Here is a 19379-nt window from a genome sequence, read left to right on the forward strand (position 1 = left end):
ACAAGAGCGAAGCCGCGCGACAAACAACGTAAACATCTTTGCAAGACTTTGGCCCTTACGCGTATCGCGGTGCCGCGCCGATTTCGCGTTTGGCCTTACAGAAGTCTGCTCGGAGGATTGAATGGAGACTGTTTACGACTGGGTGACGCTTGCTCTGTTCGCAGGCATCATCGTGCTGTTTCTCCAGCGATCGTCCATGGACAATCCACCCGATCGGATGATCGATTATCTGCCACCGGCTATCGGATGCGCTCTTGCCAACTATGCCGGCAATGAGGGTTATGCGCTCATTGCGTGGCTGCTCGTTGCAGCTGTCGTTGGTTATGTCGTCCTCGTTCTGAAGCCAAAGTTCCGATAAAGCCGCTTCATAGCGGACCCATAAAATCTCAACAGGAGCGGAAACAGCATCGATAGCGATGTCGGTGCCTGTAAAGGCTCAACAACAACTGTTCCGGAGATCATCGTGAGCATCCGCAAAGCCGTCTTTCCCGTCGCCGGACTTGGCACCCGCTTTCTACCCGCTACCAAGGCCGTGCCCAAGGAGATGCTGCCGGTCGTTGATCGCCCGCTCATCCAATATGCCGTCGACGAAGCGCTCGAGGCAGGCATCGATACGCTCATCTTCGTCACCGGTCGGGGTAAGGGCGCAATCGAGGATCATTTCGATGTGGCGTTCGAACTGGAGCGCACGCAGGCCGATCGCGGCAAGTCCGTGGCGGCTCTGGAAGGCACGCGCCTGACGCCGGGCAACGCGCTTTTCGTGCGGCAGCAGGAGCCACGCGGGCTGGGCCATGCCATTTGGTGCGCGCGCGAAGTTATCGGCAACGATCCCTTTGCGATCATCCTGCCGGACGAATTGCTGATCGGCCGCACCAAGGGCTGTATGGCGCAGATGGTCGATCAATATGAGAAAGTCGGCGGCAATCTGGTCTGCGCGCTTGGGGTGCCAATGGAAGAAACACCGAGCTACGGCGTTATCGATCCGGGCGCACGGGACGGCGTGCTAACCGAGGTGAAGGGTCTGGTCGAAAAGCCGGCTGCGGGCACTGCCCCCTCGAATCTGATGCTCCCGGGTCGCTATATTCTTCAGCCCGAAGTGATGAGCCTCCTCGCCACGCAGGAAGCCGGCGCGGGCGGGGAGGTACAGCTCACCGATTCGATGGCAAAGCTCATTGGCTCCCAGCCTTTCCATGGCGTCACCTTCGATGGAGAGCGGTTCGACTGCGGTTCGAAGCTGGGCTTTGCACAGGCAAACTTCGCGCTGGCCAGCCGTGACAAGGATATGGGGCCCGCCCTCAAAGCCTGGGCAAATGATCTCCTGACGAACTGAGGTGGTGAGGCGCACGTTACTCGACCCAGAGATCATGCGCCTTGTGCCACTCCTCGAGTGATTGCTCGGGATAGACGTCAAACATGCTGTCTTGCGGCCCGATCTGGGGCGTGACCCAAGCCGCCTTGTAACGCAGCATGAGATGCACGCTTGAGGGCGGCACCTGTAGTGGACTGTCTATTGCGCTCGCAAAGGGATGAACAAGGTCCGGCCATTCGGGATCGTAGAGCCATAACGCGGCACCACATTGGGTGCAGAAGTTGCGCTCGCCAGTTGAGACCTCGCAATGATCGTGCGCGTCGTTCCAGATCGCCGCGCGATAAACGCCCAGATTCTTTGCGCCTTCAATCTCCAGCGTTTTGGCAAGTCCGCCGAGATTGATCGCAAATCCGCCGCCGCCCTGCTGCTTGCGGCAAATCGAGCAATAGCAACGCTGATAAGGTACGGGTGCCTGACTAGCGAGCGAGAAGCCAATGGCTCCGCAGTGGCACGACCCCTCAAGATGAACAGGCATGGACGAACCCCTTCACGCATGGTGCCACGATAGCGGCGGACATGACCCTCAAACAAGCCCGTCGCGCCAACGTTCCCGGGGAATGACAAGGAATATTGTTCCAACCGCCATGAAAAAGGGCGAGCCCCGCGAGGCCCGCCCCTCAAACTTATTCGATCGAGTGCGCGTGTCGCGCCGATCAATGCTCCTTGTTGGCCCAGATATTCTGGTACGCCATGTAGGCAAGGATCGTAGCGATCAGCAGGAAGAAGACCACTGCACGGCCAGTGGCCTTGCGTGCCTCCATCTTCGGCTCCGCCGTCCAGGTCAGGAACGCCGAGACATCCTGAGCCATCTGATCGACGGTGGCCTTCGTGCCATCCGTGTAGGTGACCTGATCATCCGCAGAGAGCGGCGGCGCCATCGCGAGATTGAGGTTTGCGAAATAGGGGTTGTAGTGCAACCCCTCCGGCGTCTTGGCGTCCGGGAACTGCTTGAGGAGTTCCGCAGGCTGCTCCTTATATCCCGTCAGCAGCGAATGGACATAGTTGCTGCCATCGTGCCGCGCCTTGGTAATGAGAGAGAGATCTGGCGGGATCGCATTGTTGTTGGCCGCACGGGCTGCCACATCATTGGGATAGACCAGCGGGAAGTGATCGGCCGGCATGCCGTCACGCGTCGTTGGTTCACCAGTAGCCGGATCGATGTCCGGCACCTGACGCGCCTTAGCGATCGCCTTGAGCTCGGCATCATTATAGCCAAGATCCTTGAGGTCGCGGAACGCCACCAGCCGCAGCGAGTGGCAGGCCGAGCAGACTTCCGAATACACCTTGAAGCCGCGCTGAAGCTGCTGCCGGTCATAATGACCCAGCGGGCCATTGAAGCTCCATGCCACCTTCTTCGGGTGCTCATGGAACTCGTGCTCCGCCGTCGCAGCCGGCGGCTCGCTGACATAGGAGATGGCACCGAACAGAAAGCTCAGCAGCAACATGCCTGAGAAGAAGAGGCCGACAAGGCCTGCGAACAAGCGAACCATTTTCCTTCTTCCCCCTTGTCAGGCGACGCCGGTCGGCTGGGTGTCGCTGGCCATACCCGGCAGCGCGTCCTGCTCGCCCTTGAACTTGCTCTTCGCCAGCACTGCCTCGGTGATCGAACCCGGAAGCGGCAGGGGCCGCTCGATCGAGGCAATGATCGGCAAGATGATGAGGAAGTGTGCGAAATAATAAGCCGCTGCGATCTGCGAGATCATGACATACGGCTCTTCGGCTGGCGCACCACCGCAGAAGCCCAGGATCAGCACGTCAATGACGAGCAGCCAGAAGAACTTCTTGAACAGCGGGCGGTAGTTGCCCGAACGAACCGGCGACGTGTCGATCCAGGGCAGGAAGAACAGCAGCAGGATCGATGCGAACATCGCGAGCACGCCGAGCAGCTTCGCCGGGACCAGCACGATACCCGTAAAGGGAATGGTGAGATCATAGGTGAAGGCGCGCAGGATCGCGTAGAACGGCCAGAAATACCATTCGGGGACGATGTGCGCCGGCGTGCTCATCGGGTTCGCCGGGATGTAGTTGTCCGGATGGCCCATATAGTTGGGTGCGAAGAACAGCACGATGGCGAAGAGCACCAGGAACACGCCGAGGCCGAAACCGTCCTTCGCCGTATAATAAGGGTGGAACGGCACGGTGTCCTGCGGACCCTTCACTTCCACGCCCGTCGGGTTCGACGAACCGGGAATGTGCAAGGCCCAGATGTGCAGGATGATGACGCCCGCGATCACGAACGGCAGCAGATAGTGCAGCGAGAAGAAGCGATTAAGCGCGGCATTGCCCGGCGCGAAACCGCCAAGCAGCCAGGTCTGAATCGGCTCGCCGACGACCGGAATAGCACCGAACAGCCCAGTGATGACCTTGGCACCCCAGTAGCTCATCTGTCCCCAGGGGAGCACATAGCCCATGAAAGCGGTCGCCATCATCAGCAGGAAGATGACGATGCCGAGCAGCCACACCATTTCGCGCGGAGCCTTGTAGCTCGAGTAGAACAAGCCGCGGAAAATGTGGAGATAGACCACGATGAAGAAAAAGCTCGCGCCGTTGGCATGCGCATAGCGCAACATCCAGCCAGCGTTGACGTCGCGCATGATGTGCTCGACCGAATCGAACGCCACACCGCCGTTCGCGGCATAATGCATGGCAAGGACGATGCCGGTGATGATCTGGATGGCGAGCGCCGCACCGGCAAGAACGCCGAAGTTCCAGAAATAGTTTAGATTGCGCGGAACCGGATAGCCGGCACCGACAGCGTTATAGACCAGACGCGGAAGCGGCAGCTTCTCGTCAACCCACTTCATCAGCGGGTGCTTCGGCGTGTAATGCTCTGCCCAGGGAAAGCTCATCGTCTACGTCCTCAGCCCACGAGAATTGCGGTATCGGAAGTGTAGCTATACGCTGGCACTTCCAGGTTCTTGGGGGCCGGGCCCTTACGAATACGGGCGGCGGTATCATAAGAGGAACCGTGGCACGGGCAGAAATAACCGCCGAACTCGCCCTTGTTCTCCCCCTCGCCGGCGCCGAGCGGCACACATCCCAGATGGGTGCATACGCCCATCGTGACGAGCCACTGCTTCTTGCCGTCGACCGTGCGCTCTTCCAGCGTCTGCGGGTCGCGCAGGCTGGCAGCGTCGACGGCATCCGCCTCCTGGATCTCCTTGGCCGTGAGGTGCCGGACGAAGAGAGGCTGCGAGCGGAAGACGGTCTTGATCGACTGGCCTTCCTGGATTGCGGAGAGATCGACCTCGGTGGTCGCCTGCGCGAGCACGTCTGCCGACGGATTCATCTGGTTGATTAGCGGCAGGGCCACTGCCACCGCACCAACGCCGGCAAAGCTCACCGCCGCGATATTGATGAAGTCGCGGCGACGCACGCCATCTCCTTCAGCTCCGTCGATCACTTGTTCGTCGCTCGCCATGCGTTCGCCCTTGTTATCCGGTTCTCGCTTCTCCGGTGGCACCGGAAAAGCAGCGTCCCTGTCTCGTACCAAGCTCCTTGCGCGGAACCGAACGACAGCCGACTGATCCTCTCTCATCCGGGACCAGGCCGGTGTCGCCGCCGATGCGACGGTCCGCGCGCCAGGAGCCCCCCGGCACGTTCGCGGGCCTGATAGCGTTCTTGATCGCCATTTGCCAACTGCCAATTTGGCTCCCTCAACCGCATTTTTGTAGCGCGGGGCCTCAGGAGGCGAGCAAGCGGGCTGCACAACTTGTCGAGCACCGCCCCTTGCCTCTATGCGCGGCCAATGCGGATTGCCCTCTTTCAGCCCGACATTGCAGGGAATGTCGGGACGATTCTGCGCCTCGCGGCGTGCTGGTGCGTGCCCGTGGACATCGTGATGCCCTGCGGCTTTCCGGCGACGGCCAGAGATCTTCAGCGCGCCGCGATGGATTACGGCCCCGCCGCCTCCATCACGCGCCACGCCGATTTCGAGCAGTTCAGGGAAGCGATCTCCCCCGCCCGGATCGTCGCGCTTACCAGCAAAGGCGAGCTGCCGCTCTATGAGGCCAGGTTCCAGCCCGACGACGTACTCCTCATGGGTCGCGAAAGCGCCGGCCTGCCGGATGATGTGCATGAAAAGGCCGCAATGCGGATACGCATCCCGATGGCGGCGGGCTTTCGCTCCTTGAATCTCGCCGTCGCCACGGGCATCGCGCTCGGCGAAGCACTCAGACAAACGGGACAGTTACCGGAATGACCGCACAAAGCGTATCGGCGCTCGATTCCCAACAGCAGGCCGCGCGGGACTGGTTCGAGAGTCTGCGAGATCGCATCTGCGCGGCTTTCGAAGCGATCGAGCGGGAAGCGGGCAGCGACGCGTCCTTCGACTATGCACCCTGGTGGCGTGAAGGCGACGGACTGCTTGCCGGGCCGATCGAGCAGGGCGGCGCAGGCGGCGGCGTGCGCGGGCTAATGAAAGGCACGGTCTTCGAGAAGGTAGGGGTCAATGTCTCCACCGTCGGCGGCGCCTTCTCTCCCGATTTCGCAAAGACGATTCACGGCGCGGGCGAGGACAATCCAGGTTTCTTCGCCACCGGAATCAGCCTCGTGGCCCACATGGCTAATCCCCATGTGCCGGCCGTCCACATGAACACGCGCTTCCTGGTCACAACCAAAAGATGGTTCGGCGGTGGCGCGGACCTTAATCCGCCAATTCCCTACGAAGAGGACACGGCCGACTTTCATGCCGCGCTGAAAACCGCGTGCGACGCGCACAGTCCGGAACATTACCCCCGCTTCAAAGCCTGGGCAGACGAGTATTTCTTCATTCCCCATCGCAACGTGCATCGCGGCGTTGGCGGCATATTCTACGACCATCTGGAAGACGGCTGGGACAAGGACTTCGCGTTCACGCGGGCCGTGGGCGAAGCGTTTCTGGAGATTTTCCCGCGACTCGTGCGGCGGCGCATGGCTATGCCCTTCACGGCGGAGGACAAGGCGACACAACTCGCTTGGCGTGGACGCTATGCGGAATTCAACCTGGTTTACGACCGCGGCACGCTCTTCGGTCTCAAGACCGGCGGGAATATCGGCGCGATCCTGATGAGCCTGCCACCACTCGCCAGTTGGGAATAGGCCGAGCTCGCTATTTAGCCAGGCCAGCGCGGTGCCGGTTTTTCGGACAGCGCGAGATAGAGCGCAGCCGAGGCCAGGATAATCGCCACGGCCAGCGCCGTCTCGACCAGGCCTCCGATGAGCATCTGGCCCAATCCGGCCACTTCAGCCGGCAAGGCCAGCGAGAAGAATATGCCCGTAACCGACGTCGTGACCACTGCGGCGATCATCCCAACAACGAAGATGACGGTAACGAGCAGGAACGCGCGCCAGCCATTGCCATGCGTCAGCGCCGCGCTTCGCGTCAGCGGGCTAAGGGGATTGCGCGCGCCCTCGTTGGCGGCGACCGCACTCACCAGCAAGAGCCGCCCTATGAAATAAAAGCCTGGCACGATGAAGAGCATGAACCCGCTCACGACGATCAGCGACTGAATGAGATTCGCAACGATGAAGATGGGCAGCACCTGAATGGCGTGCTTCATCGCCTCCGCCACGGTGGGCCGCTCGGCGCGCAACACCAGTGCCAGGATCGCGAGCGAACCAAAGCTTGTTACGATGCCTCGCGCCAGAAGAGGCGCCCAGTTCTGCTGCGCGAAGAGGCTGAAACGCTCCATCAGTTGCTGCGAGGTCGCCGCAGGATCGAGCGCGATGGGCGCTGTGAGGAATTGGTCAGCAACGATACCGGGAAGCAGCAGGAACATACCCGCGAGCGGAAGGATCAGCGCAGTGTTCGCTTTTCCTATCGCGATGGCCTGCGCCAGAACAGCACTGAGATCGAGTTTCATCATGATAGTCCGGGCTGCTCCCTGTTTACCGCGCCCCTAGCAAATTCTTGTCGTGGGGCCACCCCTCGCGGGCTTTTCGTGCTGGCATTGAAGTGCCGGGCCTTGCCCCCAGACCCAATCGGTCGCATCTGGCGGGCATGTCCTCTCCCGCTCTTATCCTCGACGATCCGATCGCGCCTATAGAATGGCGAACCGACAGCGGCCTTGTCGATTACGCGTTCGCTCTGGACGAGATGACGAAGCGTGCCGACGCCATCAGACTGGGTGAGGCAACTGAGCGCGTCTGGCTCATCGAGCATCCGCCGCTCTACACGGCCGGCACGAGCGCGCGCGAAGCCGACATGCTCGATCCGCGCTTTCCTGTCTACGCGGCAGGGCGCGGCGGCCAGTACACCTATCACGGGCCGGGGCAGCGCGTGGTATATCTCAACCTCGATCTCGACAGGCGCGGCCGGGACATACGCTGTTTCGTCCATGCACTCGAAGGGTGGATGATCGCCGCGCTGGGCGACATTGGCGTATCCGCGCGCCGGGCTGAAGGCCGGATCGGCATCTGGACCGACACGCGCACCGGCCTGGAAGCAAAGATCGGCGCGATCGGCGTGCGTGTGAAGCGCTGGGTGACGCTCCATGGCCTCTCGATCAACGTCGCACCCGATCTCTCCCATTTCGGCGGGATCGTGCCGTGCGGGATCAGCGAATTTGGCGTTACCAGCCTCGCGGCCCTCGGCATGTCGTCTGACATGGCGACACTGGACGCCGCTCTTTCGCGCCATTTTCCATCGTTTCTTGGCGCTTTACAAGGTTCGTGCGCCGGGACTTGAGAGACGCGGCTCTCGCCACTAGTGTGCCCGCGCACGGGCCACCTTCATAATAGATCGTAACCCTTAGCGATCATGGCACCGGTGGAGAACCCAATGCGCACGAGCGCGAAAAGACGTCCGATCACAGCGCCAATGCTCTGTGTCGCGCTGAGCGCCATCGCTCTGGCAAGCTGCGGAAAATCCGAGGAAAGTCCCACGAAGAAGGTCGAAATGCGCGACATGGAGGCCGTGGACGGAACAATAAGCGACGCGATGACGGATCTGGACGCAGTCCAGGTCGATGGTACAGCGCTGGCAAACAACGCGGCTGGAAGCACGGCTCCGGCCTCAGCCCGCCGCAAAACGCGTGAAGCGGACGACGAAGCAGAGCAGGATGCAGAGACGGTCCCCGTCGAATGAGGATGAAATAATGACGAAGGATATCATCGTTCCCAGCCGTCGCGCGACGGCGGGCCGGCTAGTCACGAAGGCGCTTGCCGCCGCGATGTTCCTTGTCGCGACAGGCTCGCCTGCATCCGCCCAGTTCTTCTGGAAACCCGCCGATCTCTCCACGCCCCCGATCACTGGCGCGGAGCCGAATGTGGGCGTCAACATGCCGGGTGCCACGCCCGCCGAACTCCAGGCCGGACTCGTCTGGCAGCTTCGCTCGGCGCTCAATGTCGCTGCGCTGCAGTGCGATTTCGAGCCAACCCTGCTGACGACCGGCAATTATAACGCGATGCTTGCGCAGCATGACGACGAGCTGGCAGATGCCTTCAAGACGGTCGCCCAGTATTTCACTCGCACGGGTGGTAAGGTTGCGGGGCAGAAGCAGTTCGATCAGTACGGCACCAAGACCTATTCCGGTTTCTCGACGGTCAGGGCGCAATACACATTCTGCCAAGTCGCGGGATCAGTTGGGCGCGACGCCATTTTCGCGCCGCGCGGCCAGCTTCATGCCGTCGCTGCAAAGCGGATGGGCGAACTCAAGAAAGCGCTGACGCCTGCGGGCGAGCAATATTTCACCAATCCTCTGCACGGATATGTGGCGACGCTTCCGCCCCTCGCCAAGGACTGCTGGAAGAAGGGCAAACTGCAGAAGAAGTGCCTCAATCAGTGGCCTCCGCAGGCCGGCTGATGCCCTGAAGAGTGCGGACTGAAATCTTCGTTGCCGGTCTGCTGTCACGAGGCAGCAGACCGGCCCGATCACTTCAGTCCGAGCAGCTTATGGGACTGGAGTGTCAGCCGCCAGGACGGCCGGTCCATGACGAGGCTGATAGCCGCCGCTTCCGCTGTCGCATTCGCTGCGGAATCTCCCAGATCCATGGGCTGGACCAAACGGTTGGGGAAATCCCACGCTTCCAACTCGTCGAGATCGACACCCTCTTGCGGCCAGACCAGCTTCAGTTCATCGCCACTGGTCTGCACGACAGCGCTGCCGGCCTTGGGACTGATGCACAGCCAGTCGACACCTGCGGTAGCCTTCAAGGTTCCGTTGCTTTCCACGGCGATCATCAGACCGCGCGCATGCAGCGCATCGACGAGCGCATCGTCGAGCTGCAGCATCGGCTCCCCGCCCGTGATCACGACGAAGCGCTCTTTCGCGTCGGCTTCGCCCCATAAAGCAAGGACAGCGTCCGCGAGCGCTGCTGCATCGACGAAACGACCGCCATTCTCGCCGTCCGTACCGACGAAGTCCGTGTCGCAGAAACGGCAAATCGCGTCCGCCCTGTCCTGCTCGCGGCCGGACCAGAGATTGCAGCCGGCGAAGCGCAGAAACACTGCTCTGCGACCGGCCTGCACGCCTTCCCCCTGCAAAGTCAGGAACATCTCCTTCACGGCATAGCTCATGGTGCAGGTTTAGGGTGAGACGGCATAGCGCGTCGGGTCCGGTAGACCGGCCTCAGCATAGCCCTTGGCACGAAGCCGACAGCTGTCGCAAAGGCCGCAGTGCAGCCCGTCCGCAGTTGGATCATAGCAGGACCAGCTCAACCCGGCATCCAGCCCCAGCCGGTCCGCCTCGCGAGCGATGTCTGCCTTTGTCATATGCTGGAGCGGCGCTTCGATGGTCACGCCGCGTCCCTCAACGCCGGCTTTAGTGGCGAGATTCGCCATGGTCTGGAACGCTGCGATGAACTCTGGGCGGCAGTCCGGATAACCCGAATAATCGAGCGCGTTGACACCGATATAGATGTGGCGGGCCTTCGTGACCTCCGCCAGCCCCAAGGTCAGTGAGAGGAATATGGTATTGCGCGCGGGCACATAAGTGACCGGGATGCCACTCTCATCCACACCGCTCTTGGGCACCTCGATCGCGTCGGTCAGGGCCGAGCCACCGAACACCGTAAGGTCGAGCGGCAGAACAATGTGGCGCGAGACACCCAACATTGCGCCGATCGCCCGCGCCGCCTCCAGCTCACGCCGGTGTCGCTGACCATAATCGATGCTGAGCGCGACCACATCATGCCCGGCTTCGCGCGCAAGCCCGCCGGCGACCATCGAATCCAAGCCACCGGAGAGTAGCACCACGGCACGGCTGTCTGAGAGACTGTTCATGCCGCGCTTTAGTCGATTATACGGGTAAGAGCCAAGAGAGCTATCGGCCGGCGACCTGCGACTTGCAATCGCCGACCCGGCGGCCCTCCATGACGAGCGCGAAAGGCAGGCCGCTCGCGATCCCCTGCGAATCGATCTGTACGAGCCGCGCTGTCTCGACCCGCAAACTCGTCCGCCCCTGCCCGCTTCCCGCGCATTCATAAGTGACGACGGCACGTCGAGCGGCATTTTCAACGACGAAATGCGGACAGGATTGCCCGGAATGGCGCGGCTGCAGCAGCTGACGCAAATCTGCTGCGCACAAACGAATCGCCGCATCCGAAGGGTTGCGCGAGCGCAGCTCCCATTCGCCTGGCTGCAAGGCTTGAAGCGCAGCAAGCTGTGGCGCCGCAGGCTCCGCGCCGGCGGTGATCGGTATGGCTGTGAAAAGGGCTGCGAGAGGGAGATTGTAACGCATCGTTACAACATAGGAACTGTTGATGGCCAAAGAAGGGCATCAACCATGTTTTCCGCCCGCACCAAGCTCTGGAGTCCCACAAGGCTCGAGAGCCTCAGGCGAGTTCCGTGACAGGGACGGCGAACAGTCGCGAGCAGAAGGCGCAGTCCACAGAGATCACACCGCTCTCGTCCGCCATTTCTTCCCGATCGGCCATGCCGAAGCGGCCCAAAACATCGCGAATATGATCGATGTTGCAGCGGCATCCCTTCACGATTTGATGTGGCGCCGTCGCTCGGATCTCCCCTTCGTCGTGGAAGAGGCGCCATGCGATATCGTCCAGGGGAAGGTTGAGGTCCACCAGCTCGCCATCCGACAATGTGCTCGCGAGCACACGCGCGGACTGCCACTCCGGCTCATCATGGCGGACATGCAGTCGCTCTCGCCCCACCTCGCCTTCCGGCAAATGCTGGAGCAGCAGCCCCGCGGCCACGCAACCCTCGCCGGCGTCGTGGCGAGTTGCGATCTGGATCAGGCTCGGGATCTGCTCGGACTGGGCGAAATAATATTCAGCGGCTTGCCCTAGCGAATCGCCCTCAAGGGGCACGATGCCCTGATAGCGCTCGCCGGTCGCTGCCATGTCGAACGTGATGGCCAGGAACCCTTTGCCGAACAGCCCGAAGAGCGACGGATCGTCCCCCAGCTCAACCAGCCGGTCAGCGTCGAACTTCGCATAGCCACGCACAGCGCCATCCTTGTAGTCCGCAACGAGAAGCGACACGACGCCGTTATCGGTCTGAGCCTGCAAGGTAAGCTGCCCGCCCTCGTCCTTGAGAGTGGAGCCGAGTAACGCCGCCAGCACAAGCGCTTCCGCGACCAGCCGCTCAATCGCTGGGGGATACGCATGAGCCGAGAGCACGTCGTCCAGCGTCGCGGACAGGCGGACGAGGCGGCCGCGCACATGGTGCGCGGCGACGGTAAAGCCGAGGGCAGTGTCAACGGCGGCGGAAGAAATCGGATGAGTCACCGCGTCTAAATAGGTGGACAGGTTGCAAAGTCCAAGACTGCGTCAAAGAGACAACAGCCGCGCCGACTTACTCTCCCAACTGGCCGAAGCACCAGCGCAGCACAGCCTTCTGGGCGTGCAGGCGGTTCTCCGCCTCGTCCCAGACCAGCGAGCGCGGCCCGTCGATCACTGTGTCCGTCACTTCTTCGCCGCGATGCGCGGGCAGGCAGTGGAGAAAGCGCGCGTCGGCTTTCGCAGCAGCCATGAGCGCGTCATTCACCTGATAAGGCATCATCGCCGCCAGCTTCGCCTCGGCATGGTCCTGGCCCATGCTGATCCACGTATCGGTAACGATGACATCCGCACCGGAAACCGCTTCGACCGCATCGCGGGTGAGGGTGATACGCGCACCACGGGCTTGCGCTTCGTCGCCGAAACGCGGGTCGGGCTCATATCCCTCGGGTACGGCCACACGGACGTCGAACTTGAACAGGCCCGCCGCCTCGATGATCGAGTGCAGCACATTATTGCCGTCTCCCAGCCACGCCCATTGGCTACCCGGCAAGGCAAGCCCGCTCTCCAGGACAGTCTGCAGGTCCGCAACGATCTGGCAGGGATGCGACAAGTCTGTAAGACCGTTGATGACCGGCACGGTGGCGTGGCGCGCCATCTCCTCGATCTTAGCGTGATCGTCGGTACGAATCATGATCGCGTCCACCATGCGGCTGAGCACGCGCGCGGTATCCGCAATCGTCTCCCCCCGGCCGATCTGCGAGGTGCCGCCTTCCAGCACCAGCGCCGTGCCGCCGAGCTGCCGGATCGCCATGTCGAAGGACACGCGGGTCCGCGTGGAGTTCTTCTCGAAGATCATGGCGAGCGTCCGGCCGGCGAGAGGCGCATCCGCATCCATCGTGCCTTTCGGCAGATGGGCGCGCGCCGCCTTGCGATCGATCGCGTCGGCAAGGATGGCGGCAACGCCATCTCCTCCGGCATCCGACAGGCTGATGAAATGCCGGGTCATGCAGCGTTCGACAGCGCGTAACTCGCCGCCCCCGCACTCAGCTTCTCGATTGCCTCCGCGACATGGCTTTCCTCGATGACGAGTGGCGGCAGCAGCCGGACGACATTTTCTCCGGCAGCGACCGTGAGCAGGCCATGCTCATCGCGCAGATGCGCCACGAAGTCGCGCGCTACAGCAGGCTCTTTGAGCTTGATGCCAAGCATCAGCCCCTTGCCGCGAATCTCTTCAAAGAGATGATCGTGATTGGGGATAAGCTGCTCGAGAGCGCCGCGCAGCCGTTCGCCCATGCGCGCCACTCCGTCGAAGAAGTGGGGTTCCAGCATCACGTCGAGGATCGCCTGACCCGCCGCCATTCCAAGCGGATTTCCGCCATAGGTGGAGCCGTGCGTCCCAAAGACCATGCCCTTCGCCGCCTCTTCCGTGGCAAGGCAGGCGCCGAGCGGAAAACCGCCGCCAATCCCCTTGGCCACGGTCATGATGTCCGGCGTGATGCCATAATGCTCATAGGCGAAGAACTTGCCAGTGCGTCCGTAGCCGCACTGGATCTCGTCCAGAATGAGCAGCAGGCCACGCTCGTCGCACGCCTTGCGCAGCCCCTGGATGAACTCCGGCGTTCCCGCAGTCATGCCGCCCTCGCCCTGCACCGTCTCCACGAGGAAACCGGCGGTCTCGTCGTCGATCGCGGCGAGCGCACCCTCCAGATCGTTGAACTTCACATAGTCGAAGCCGGGCAGCAGCGGCTCAAAGCCGTCGCGCATCTTGGGCTGGTCGGTTGCGCTGATCGCGCCGAGCGAGCGGCCATGAAAGGCATTGCGGAAGGTGATGAGCTTATGCCGCTGCGGATTGCCGTTCGCATAATGATAGCGCCGCGCTGTCTTGATCGCGCATTCGATCGCCTCGACGCCGCTGTTTGTGAAAAACACTGTGTCTGCAAAACAATTGTCCACGATACGCTGGGCCAGCGCTTCGCCCTGTGGCGAACCGTAGAGATTGGAGACGTGCATCAGCGTCGCGGCCTGCTCCGCGATCGCCTTCGTCAGATGCGGATGACCATGACCAAGCGCGTTGACCGCAATACCGGCCGCAAAATCCAGATAGCGCTCACCGCGCTCGCCGATCAGATAGCAGCCCTCGCCTCGCACCGGACGCACATCGCACCGCGGGTAGACGGGCATGAGCGCAGGTGTAGACATCGAACTGCTCCTTTTCTCCAATATGCAGGCGGACATTCGCCCAAAACGGAAAATGGCGACCCTGTGGGCCGCCACTTTCATAAAGCGCCTATAATCGGTGAGAGCCGGAGAATCAATGAAGGCTTCGCGCGATCACTCCGGTGCCTTTGCAACACCGACCAGTGCCGGGCGCAGCAGCCGGTCCTTGATGACATAGCCAGCCTGCATCTCTTGCACGATGGTGCCAGGAGCAGCATCCGACGGCAGCTCGATCATCGCCTGATGCCGGTTGGGATCAAGTGCCTCACCCACGGACACGAACTTCTCCACGCCGTTCTTGCGGAACACGCCTTCAAGCTCGCGCGCCGTGGCATCGAGACCGGCGACCAGCCCCTTGAACTTCTCGTCCTCGCGCAGATCGGCCGGAATGGCCTGAAGGGCGCGGGAGAGATTGTCAGCGACCGAAAGCATGTCCCGCGCGAACGTCGTGCTTGCATAAGCGCGGGCATCAGCCAGTTCCTTCTCCAACCGGCGGCGCACATTCTGCGTATCCGCCACGGCATAAAGCGTTTCCTGCTTCGCCGCCTCAAGCTGACTCTCAAGCTGCGCCAGACGGTCGGCCGTCTCGTCCACTTGCTCGCCCGTCACCTGCTCGGCGATATCTGCCTGAAGCTGCTCGTTCGTCGTCTTGTTTTCTTCGTCCATCACATCCGTCATTGCATGAGTCTCGAAAGGGTCTGTGCCGTGAAGTCCACCATGGGAACGATGCGGGCATAGTTCAACCGTGTGGGGCCGATCACGCCGACGACGCCGACGACGCGACCACCTGCTCCACGATAAGGGGCGGCTATGACCGAAGAGCCGCTCAAGGAAAAGAGCTTGTTCTCCGACCCGATGAAGATGCGCGTGGCAGCGCCCGTTCGCGCACTGTCGAGCAGACGGGCGATCTCGCTTTTGCCTTCCAGTTCTTCGAGGAGCTGGCGAACCCGCTCCAGATCGCCTGCGGCGGTTTCATCGATCAGGTTGGCTTGCCCCCGTACGATCAGCACAGGGCGATCCGCCCCGTCGCGGCTCCAGGCAGCCAGACCTCGGGCGACCAGATCGCGCGATGCCTCGTCCAGAGCGGTCTCCCCCGCCTCGATTTCCCGCGCGAGCAGACCATAGGCTTCCGCCAAGGTGCGCCCCGCGAGATTGGCCGTGAGATAATTTGCGGCCTCCGCCAGCATGGACGGCGTCGTGTCGGGCGGCAGATCGACGACCCGGTTCTCTACCGATCCGTCAACGCCGACAAGCACGGCGAGCGCCTGCTTATCCGAAAGCCAGGCAAAGCCGAACTGGCGCAGGATAGCTTCGCGACGCGGCACCATGACAAGACCGGCACAGGAGGACAGACCCGACAGCAGGGTGGAAGCCGTTGCGAGGGCATCCTCAATGGGGCCTTCTCCGCTCAGTTCCCGCTCGATCGCGCGCCGCTCATCGTCCGAAGGTGCCGCGACCTGCATCATTGCGTCGACGAACAGGCGCAGGCCCGTCTCGGTCGGCATCCGCCCGGCAGAAGTGTGCGGCGCGGCGAGGAGCCCCACCTCCTCCAGATCCTGCATGACATTGCGGATCGAGGCTGGTGAAAGATTGAGACCGGAGAGCCGGCTGATCGTGCGCGACCCCACGGGCGCGCCGGTGCCCAGATAGGATTCGACGACGACGCGGAAAACATCCCGCGCGCGATCCGAAAGAAGGTCTATGGGTGGGCCGGGCATTCTCACAATGCTAGGGCTTCCAGACCTTTTCCTCAACCTCTCCCGATACTGGCCGGACACGGACAGTTTCGCTAAGAAGGTCTCTCATTCGGGAGGCAAAACGTGCGCATCGAAAAAAGACCGGGCGCCCAAGGGCACCCCACTGCTTCGTGGTTATCCGTTGCCTTGTTATTTGCGATCAGTCTCGGGTTTCTACTGCGCTTCGCTGACAATGATGGCTATGAAGGCGATGATCTCAACAGCATCCTGCCAATGGCGCATCTGGACGCCGCAAAGGCCGGAATGCTGCTCCTGTACCGCTATGCTTGGCAGCCACTCTCTTACGAGGTCGGGGCGCTTGTGTGGCGCCTTTTTGGCACCCCTGACGCGGTGTTCACGCTCGCACCCGTCTGTGGAGCGTTCACACTTGCGTTGCTGAGTTGCGTCGCCTGGCGGGAAGCGCGAGGGACCGCTCCGCTGGTCTGCGCGCTCGTCGCTATCCTTGCAGAGCCAGAGCTTTTCTACTCTTCGCTCTACTTCAATTCGACAATTCTCGCTATGCCGTTGGGCGCTGGCGCGCTGCTGCTGCTGCGCGGAAGAACTGGCATGGCAGGCGCCGTCTTTGCGGGATTTCTGACCGCGCTGGCCGTCATGATGCGGCTCGACTTCGTGCTCGTCTGCCCTCTGTTCGCCATGGCCGCTTGGGAAAAGGACGGAACACTGAAGCGTCCCGTTTTTCTGGGCGTAGTCGTCATCGCAATCCTTGGTGGTGCGGCAGCCATCGGTTTTCTCGACCTGTCCGAGATCGCACGTATCCAATCGATGAGTGTCGCTGAAATCGCCGAAAAGGCAAACGTCCCGGGCTGGGACCGGCGAGTGAAGATCCTCGTCGCTGTGGTGTCTGTGGCACCCGCGGGCTGGATATTGTTGTTCGCGGGAGCAACCCTGGCATTTGAAAGGATCGCTCGTCATCGCGATTTTCGCGTTTCGTTGTGGGCGATTGCCGCCCTGCCCGCACTCTACCCGCTGCTGAACATGCTCAGCCCCAAATATCTGTTGCCACTTACTCTGTTTCTCGTGCCGTTCTTCGCCTGGACGGCGTCCAATCTCGTTCGTCTTTCGGGCAGGCATAGTGGCGGCGTGGCCGGCGCGTTGCTTGCCGGCGCGGCGCTGCCCTTTATCTTCGCGGTCGCACTTCAGAAATCAGCGCCATTCCTGCGTATCGAGACTCGGCCGAGTTGGTCTATCGGCACTCATGATGGCCCCCGGGCGCTGGGCGGGTATCTCTGGCAAATGATGGCGACGAATGCGGAAGAAAATCGCACGGAAGACCAGCGTGTCGCTGCGAGGATCGTGACCGACTGGCTCCAGGGGCCTCCCGGCGACACGCTGTTTCTGGGTGGAGAGAATTACTTCGATGCCGGCGGCATGGGTTGGCGTCATGTCCAGCTCATTCTGGAGAAGCGCAGACTCCAGGGCAAGCTGACCGGCCCGCATCAACTGACCTTCGTGCAAGGCGACCGAAGGCTGATCCTCGCCGTCGCGTCGCCCCCAATCCTGCCCGCGAGCCCGCGGATAATCGACCGGCGATCAGAACCCCACGAACCATGAGGTGCCCGCGACGGCGAAGAGCAGACCGATGAACGCACTGATGACCAGCGTCTGCCAGTCCTTTGCGGCAAATACGACCGGGTCATCATGCACTTCACCGCGATGCGTCTTCATCCACAGACGTGCGACCCAGTAGAGAATGAGTGCGGGCACCAACAGAATCGCAGCGGTGGACGGATACATGGCGCGCGTCGTCTCGCTATCGACGTAAAAGGCGATGACGAGAACCGCATTCATTCCCGAGGCGACGCCCGCCGCCATCAACACGGGCAGGTCGCTCGCCTGATAACCCCGCCCTGCCAGCATGCCCTCGCTTGAAGTCAGGAGAGGCCGGAGCTCGGAGTAACGCTTCACCAGCGCGAGGCTAAAGAAAATAAACATCGAGAAGGCGAGCAACCAGAAGCTGGGCACCACTCCCGTTGCCGCCGCCCCGCCGGCAATGCGAACGGTATAAAGCGCAGCGAGTAGGATGACATCGACAATCACCTGCTGCTTGAGTTTGAAGGAATAGAGCGTCGTGGCAATGCCATAGCCCACCAGAACCGCCGTGAAGAGCGGGCCGAGCAATATGGCAATGGCAAGCGACGCAAGAAGCAGAAGCGGCACAGCCTTGAAGCCAACGGAGATCGACAGCGCACCGGACGCGAAAGGCCGATTGCGCTTGCGTTTGTGGCGCCGGTCAGCGTCGACATCCAGCATATCGTTCAGCAGATACACAGCCGAAGCGCACAGGCTGAACGCCACGAAGGCCAGCAGCGCCTGCACCAACACATCCAGTTCGAAGCGGTGACCCGCCAGCGGTGGCAGGAAAACTAGTCCGTTCTTGAGCCATTGATGGGGACGCATCGCCTTGGCTAGCGCGCGAGCCGTCTCCGGCTTGCGAGCGACCACCTCCACCTGCAGCCCCGCGCGCCTCACTTGACCTCTGAGCTTTCGACTGTCGACCGACAACGAGCGGCGCGCTCGCGACCAGATGGCCAGGTCCGCTTTCGAATCGCCGATATAGTCGAATCCACCTTCGCCATAGCGCTCGACCAGCGCAGTCGCCTTGGCGTGGGACGCATTATTGGTAGCTCCCTCGCTGGCGATCACGTCGTCGAAATAGCCGACATGGCGGGCAAGCGCCTCGGCATGAGTGCGATCGGCAGCGGTCGCGAGCACGACGGGGCGACCGGCCGCCTTCGCCGTCTCGATTTGGGCCAGCACTTCCTCGCGCAGCGGCACGACCTCAGGATTAAGCGGAGCCATGGCGGCAATTCGGGCCTTGAACGCTGCGCGTCCGGCAAGCAGCCAGCCGATCATGGGAAAGATCAGCCAAGGCTGTTGCTTGAGCACACGCAGTAGCGCCTCATGAAAAAGGTCCACGCGCGCCAACGTACCGTCACAATCGACGCAGAGGGGAGTCATGTGCGACATTAGGCGCCTCTCGCAACCAGAATGACGCCCATGCAAATCAAGGCGATGCCAGCGATCTTGGTCATGCCCATGCTCTCTCCGAAGGCGAGATAACCAAGCGTCGCGGTAAGCACCATGCCGAGGGCAGCGAAGGGATAAGCTGTCGAAACCTCGACCTTGCTGAGCACTACTAACCAAGTGAGCACGCTCAGACCGAAAACCACAAGCCCCACCCAGACGAGCCAACTCGTGACGACCGCAATCGCGAACTGGACGGGCGTACCGCTCTGGGCGGCGACCTGCACGGACCTAACGGACATGCCAGCCTTGAGCAGCACCTGGCCCAGTGCGGCGAGGATCACGCTGATCCCGATAATCGAAGCGATCGTCTTCGTCACATCAATCCCCAAACTGGCAGCATCTGTAACCAT

Annotated in this window: 23 protein-coding genes; 8 read left to right on the forward strand and 15 right to left on the reverse strand. The window is 61.8% G+C overall.

Annotated elements, in window-relative coordinates:
- The first annotated feature begins 121 nt into the window (after positions 1-121).
- Positions 122-358, forward strand: a complete 237-nt coding sequence (locus ACNAOH_RS06405) for an XrtV sorting system accessory protein (RefSeq protein WP_443971923.1) — start codon at positions 122-124, stop codon at positions 356-358.
- Positions 359-460: 102 nt separating this feature from the next.
- A complete protein-coding gene (locus tag ACNAOH_RS06410) occupies positions 461-1330 on the forward strand; it encodes a UTP--glucose-1-phosphate uridylyltransferase (RefSeq protein WP_443972064.1) in 870 nt (289 codons plus the stop codon).
- Positions 1331-1346: 16 nt separating this feature from the next.
- Here ACNAOH_RS06410 and ACNAOH_RS06415 read toward each other — a convergent pair whose 3' ends face one another.
- The 4 genes from ACNAOH_RS06415 to petA form a co-directional block, all read right to left on the reverse strand.
- Complete coding sequence (locus tag ACNAOH_RS06415) at positions 1347-1844, reverse strand: GFA family protein (protein ID WP_443971924.1); 498 nt, start codon at positions 1842-1844, stop codon at positions 1347-1349.
- Positions 1845-2022: 178 nt separating this feature from the next.
- Positions 2023-2859, reverse strand: a complete 837-nt coding sequence (locus ACNAOH_RS06420) for a cytochrome c1 (protein WP_443971925.1) — start codon at positions 2857-2859, stop codon at positions 2023-2025.
- Between the two features lie 18 nt (positions 2860-2877).
- Positions 2878-4218 carry a cytochrome b gene (locus tag ACNAOH_RS06425; protein WP_443971926.1) on the reverse strand — a complete coding sequence of 447 codons (1341 nt, stop codon included), beginning with the start codon at positions 4216-4218 and terminating at the stop codon, positions 2878-2880.
- Positions 4219-4229: 11 nt separating this feature from the next.
- Positions 4230-4790, reverse strand: a complete 561-nt coding sequence (gene petA / locus ACNAOH_RS06430; protein WP_443971927.1) for a ubiquinol-cytochrome c reductase iron-sulfur subunit — start codon at positions 4788-4790, stop codon at positions 4230-4232.
- 327 nt (positions 4791-5117) lie between these two features.
- Here petA and ACNAOH_RS06435 point away from each other — a divergent pair, with 327 nt between their 5' ends.
- Both ACNAOH_RS06435 and hemF read left to right on the forward strand, forming a co-directional pair.
- Positions 5118-5570, forward strand: coding sequence for a tRNA (cytidine(34)-2'-O)-methyltransferase (locus ACNAOH_RS06435; protein ID WP_443971928.1), 453 nt, complete (start codon positions 5118-5120; stop codon positions 5568-5570).
- Positions 5567-6448: an oxygen-dependent coproporphyrinogen oxidase gene (hemF, locus tag ACNAOH_RS06440; RefSeq protein ID WP_443971929.1), complete on the forward strand. Its 882-nt coding sequence runs from the start codon at positions 5567-5569 to the stop codon at positions 6446-6448. The genes ACNAOH_RS06435 and hemF overlap by 4 nt, the downstream gene beginning before the upstream one ends.
- A gap of 14 nt (positions 6449-6462) precedes the next feature.
- On the opposite strand, the gene ACNAOH_RS06445 is transcribed toward hemF, so the two are convergent.
- The gene (locus ACNAOH_RS06445) at positions 6463-7215 is read right to left on the reverse strand and encodes a hypothetical protein (protein ID WP_443971930.1); all 753 of its coding nucleotides are present in this window, start codon (positions 7213-7215) and stop codon (positions 6463-6465) included.
- 134 nt (positions 7216-7349) lie between these two features.
- Between ACNAOH_RS06445 and lipB the strand changes: the two genes are divergently transcribed.
- From lipB to ACNAOH_RS06460, 3 genes are all read left to right on the forward strand, one after another.
- Complete coding sequence (gene lipB / locus ACNAOH_RS06450) at positions 7350-8036, forward strand: lipoyl(octanoyl) transferase LipB (RefSeq protein ID WP_443971931.1); 687 nt, start codon at positions 7350-7352, stop codon at positions 8034-8036.
- 93 nt (positions 8037-8129) lie between these two features.
- On the forward strand, positions 8130-8435 hold the full coding sequence (locus ACNAOH_RS06455) for a hypothetical protein (RefSeq protein ID WP_443971932.1): 306 nt from the start codon (positions 8130-8132) through the stop codon (positions 8433-8435).
- Between the two features lie 10 nt (positions 8436-8445).
- Positions 8446-9153: a hypothetical protein gene (locus ACNAOH_RS06460; protein WP_443971933.1), complete on the forward strand. Its 708-nt coding sequence runs from the start codon at positions 8446-8448 to the stop codon at positions 9151-9153.
- A gap of 68 nt (positions 9154-9221) precedes the next feature.
- Here the strand turns inward: ACNAOH_RS06460 and queE are convergent, their stop codons facing one another.
- The 8 genes from queE to hrcA all read right to left on the reverse strand — a co-directional run bounded on the left by queE (position 9222) and on the right by hrcA (position 15963).
- Positions 9222-9866, reverse strand: a complete 645-nt coding sequence (gene queE, locus ACNAOH_RS06465) for a 7-carboxy-7-deazaguanine synthase (RefSeq protein ID WP_443971934.1) — start codon at positions 9864-9866, stop codon at positions 9222-9224.
- A 9-nt stretch (positions 9867-9875) separates the two neighbouring features.
- On the reverse strand, positions 9876-10571 hold the full coding sequence (gene queC / locus ACNAOH_RS06470) for a 7-cyano-7-deazaguanine synthase QueC (protein ID WP_443971935.1): 696 nt from the start codon (positions 10569-10571) through the stop codon (positions 9876-9878).
- Between the two features lie 40 nt (positions 10572-10611).
- Positions 10612-11028 (reverse strand): DUF3617 domain-containing protein, encoded by a 417-nt coding sequence (locus tag ACNAOH_RS06475; RefSeq protein ID WP_443971936.1) that lies wholly within the window; start codon positions 11026-11028, stop codon positions 10612-10614.
- 94 nt (positions 11029-11122) lie between these two features.
- Complete coding sequence (hslO, locus tag ACNAOH_RS06480; RefSeq protein ID WP_443972065.1) at positions 11123-12022, reverse strand: Hsp33 family molecular chaperone HslO; 900 nt, start codon at positions 12020-12022, stop codon at positions 11123-11125.
- A gap of 79 nt (positions 12023-12101) precedes the next feature.
- The gene (argF, locus tag ACNAOH_RS06485) at positions 12102-13034 is read right to left on the reverse strand and encodes an ornithine carbamoyltransferase (protein ID WP_443971937.1); all 933 of its coding nucleotides are present in this window, start codon (positions 13032-13034) and stop codon (positions 12102-12104) included.
- The gene (locus ACNAOH_RS06490) at positions 13031-14227 is read right to left on the reverse strand and encodes an aspartate aminotransferase family protein (RefSeq protein WP_443971938.1); all 1197 of its coding nucleotides are present in this window, start codon (positions 14225-14227) and stop codon (positions 13031-13033) included. The genes argF and ACNAOH_RS06490 overlap by 4 nt, the downstream gene beginning before the upstream one ends.
- A gap of 132 nt (positions 14228-14359) precedes the next feature.
- Complete coding sequence (grpE, locus tag ACNAOH_RS06495; protein WP_443971939.1) at positions 14360-14911, reverse strand: nucleotide exchange factor GrpE; 552 nt, start codon at positions 14909-14911, stop codon at positions 14360-14362.
- Between the two features lie 8 nt (positions 14912-14919).
- A complete protein-coding gene (hrcA, locus tag ACNAOH_RS06500; RefSeq protein ID WP_443971940.1) occupies positions 14920-15963 on the reverse strand; it encodes a heat-inducible transcriptional repressor HrcA in 1044 nt (347 codons plus the stop codon).
- Between the two features lie 165 nt (positions 15964-16128).
- On the opposite strand from hrcA, the gene ACNAOH_RS06505 reads away from it, so the two are divergent.
- Positions 16129-17553 carry a hypothetical protein gene (locus tag ACNAOH_RS06505; RefSeq protein ID WP_443971941.1) on the forward strand — a complete coding sequence of 475 codons (1425 nt, stop codon included), beginning with the start codon at positions 16129-16131 and terminating at the stop codon, positions 17551-17553.
- Here ACNAOH_RS06505 and ACNAOH_RS06510 read toward each other — a convergent pair.
- On the reverse strand, positions 17533-18960 hold the full coding sequence (locus ACNAOH_RS06510) for a UbiA family prenyltransferase (RefSeq protein WP_443971942.1): 1428 nt from the start codon (positions 18958-18960) through the stop codon (positions 17533-17535). The two genes, ACNAOH_RS06505 and ACNAOH_RS06510, sit on opposite strands and share 21 nt — an antisense overlap.
- Positions 18961-18968: 8 nt before the next feature.
- Positions 18969-19346, reverse strand: a complete 378-nt coding sequence (locus tag ACNAOH_RS06515; protein ID WP_443971943.1) for an EamA family transporter — start codon at positions 19344-19346, stop codon at positions 18969-18971.
- Positions 19347-19379: the final 33 nt, after the last annotated feature.

Source organism: Sphingobium sp. CR28, assembly GCF_052327305.1.
Taxonomy (GTDB): Bacteria; Pseudomonadota; Alphaproteobacteria; order Sphingomonadales; family Sphingomonadaceae; genus Sphingobium.

Excerpts from the sequence above, each read along its gene's own strand:
- ACNAOH_RS06425 (WP_443971926.1), bottom strand. The coding sequence starts at position 4,218 with ATGAGCTTTCCCTGGGCAGAGCATTACACGCCGAAGCACCCGCTGATG.
- lipB (WP_443971931.1), top strand. The coding sequence starts at position 7,350 with ATGTCCTCTCCCGCTCTTATCCTCGACGATCCGATCGCGCCTATAGAA.
- ACNAOH_RS06445 (WP_443971930.1), bottom strand. The coding sequence starts at position 7,215 with ATGATGAAACTCGATCTCAGTGCTGTTCTGGCGCAGGCCATCGCGATA.
- ACNAOH_RS06510 (WP_443971942.1), bottom strand. The coding sequence starts at position 18,960 with ATGACTCCCCTCTGCGTCGATTGTGACGGTACGTTGGCGCGCGTGGAC.
- ACNAOH_RS06415 (WP_443971924.1), bottom strand. The coding sequence starts at position 1,844 with ATGCCTGTTCATCTTGAGGGGTCGTGCCACTGCGGAGCCATTGGCTTC.
- argF (WP_443971937.1), bottom strand. The coding sequence starts at position 13,034 with ATGACCCGGCATTTCATCAGCCTGTCGGATGCCGGAGGAGATGGCGTT.
- ACNAOH_RS06460 (WP_443971933.1), top strand. The coding sequence starts at position 8,446 with ATGACGAAGGATATCATCGTTCCCAGCCGTCGCGCGACGGCGGGCCGG.
- ACNAOH_RS06475 (WP_443971936.1), bottom strand. The coding sequence starts at position 11,028 with ATGCGTTACAATCTCCCTCTCGCAGCCCTTTTCACAGCCATACCGATC.
- queC (WP_443971935.1), bottom strand. The coding sequence starts at position 10,571 with ATGAACAGTCTCTCAGACAGCCGTGCCGTGGTGCTACTCTCCGGTGGC.
- hemF (WP_443971929.1), top strand. The coding sequence starts at position 5,567 with ATGACCGCACAAAGCGTATCGGCGCTCGATTCCCAACAGCAGGCCGCG.
- ACNAOH_RS06435 (WP_443971928.1), top strand. The coding sequence starts at position 5,118 with ATGCGGATTGCCCTCTTTCAGCCCGACATTGCAGGGAATGTCGGGACG.
- ACNAOH_RS06455 (WP_443971932.1), top strand. The coding sequence starts at position 8,130 with ATGCGCACGAGCGCGAAAAGACGTCCGATCACAGCGCCAATGCTCTGT.
- ACNAOH_RS06420 (WP_443971925.1), bottom strand. The coding sequence starts at position 2,859 with ATGGTTCGCTTGTTCGCAGGCCTTGTCGGCCTCTTCTTCTCAGGCATG.
- petA (WP_443971927.1), bottom strand. The coding sequence starts at position 4,790 with ATGGCGAGCGACGAACAAGTGATCGACGGAGCTGAAGGAGATGGCGTG.
- grpE (WP_443971939.1), bottom strand. The coding sequence starts at position 14,911 with ATGGACGAAGAAAACAAGACGACGAACGAGCAGCTTCAGGCAGATATC.
- ACNAOH_RS06405 (WP_443971923.1), top strand. The coding sequence starts at position 122 with ATGGAGACTGTTTACGACTGGGTGACGCTTGCTCTGTTCGCAGGCATC.
- ACNAOH_RS06490 (WP_443971938.1), bottom strand. The coding sequence starts at position 14,227 with ATGTCTACACCTGCGCTCATGCCCGTCTACCCGCGGTGCGATGTGCGT.
- queE (WP_443971934.1), bottom strand. The coding sequence starts at position 9,866 with ATGAGCTATGCCGTGAAGGAGATGTTCCTGACTTTGCAGGGGGAAGGC.
- hrcA (WP_443971940.1), bottom strand. The coding sequence starts at position 15,963 with ATGCCCGGCCCACCCATAGACCTTCTTTCGGATCGCGCGCGGGATGTT.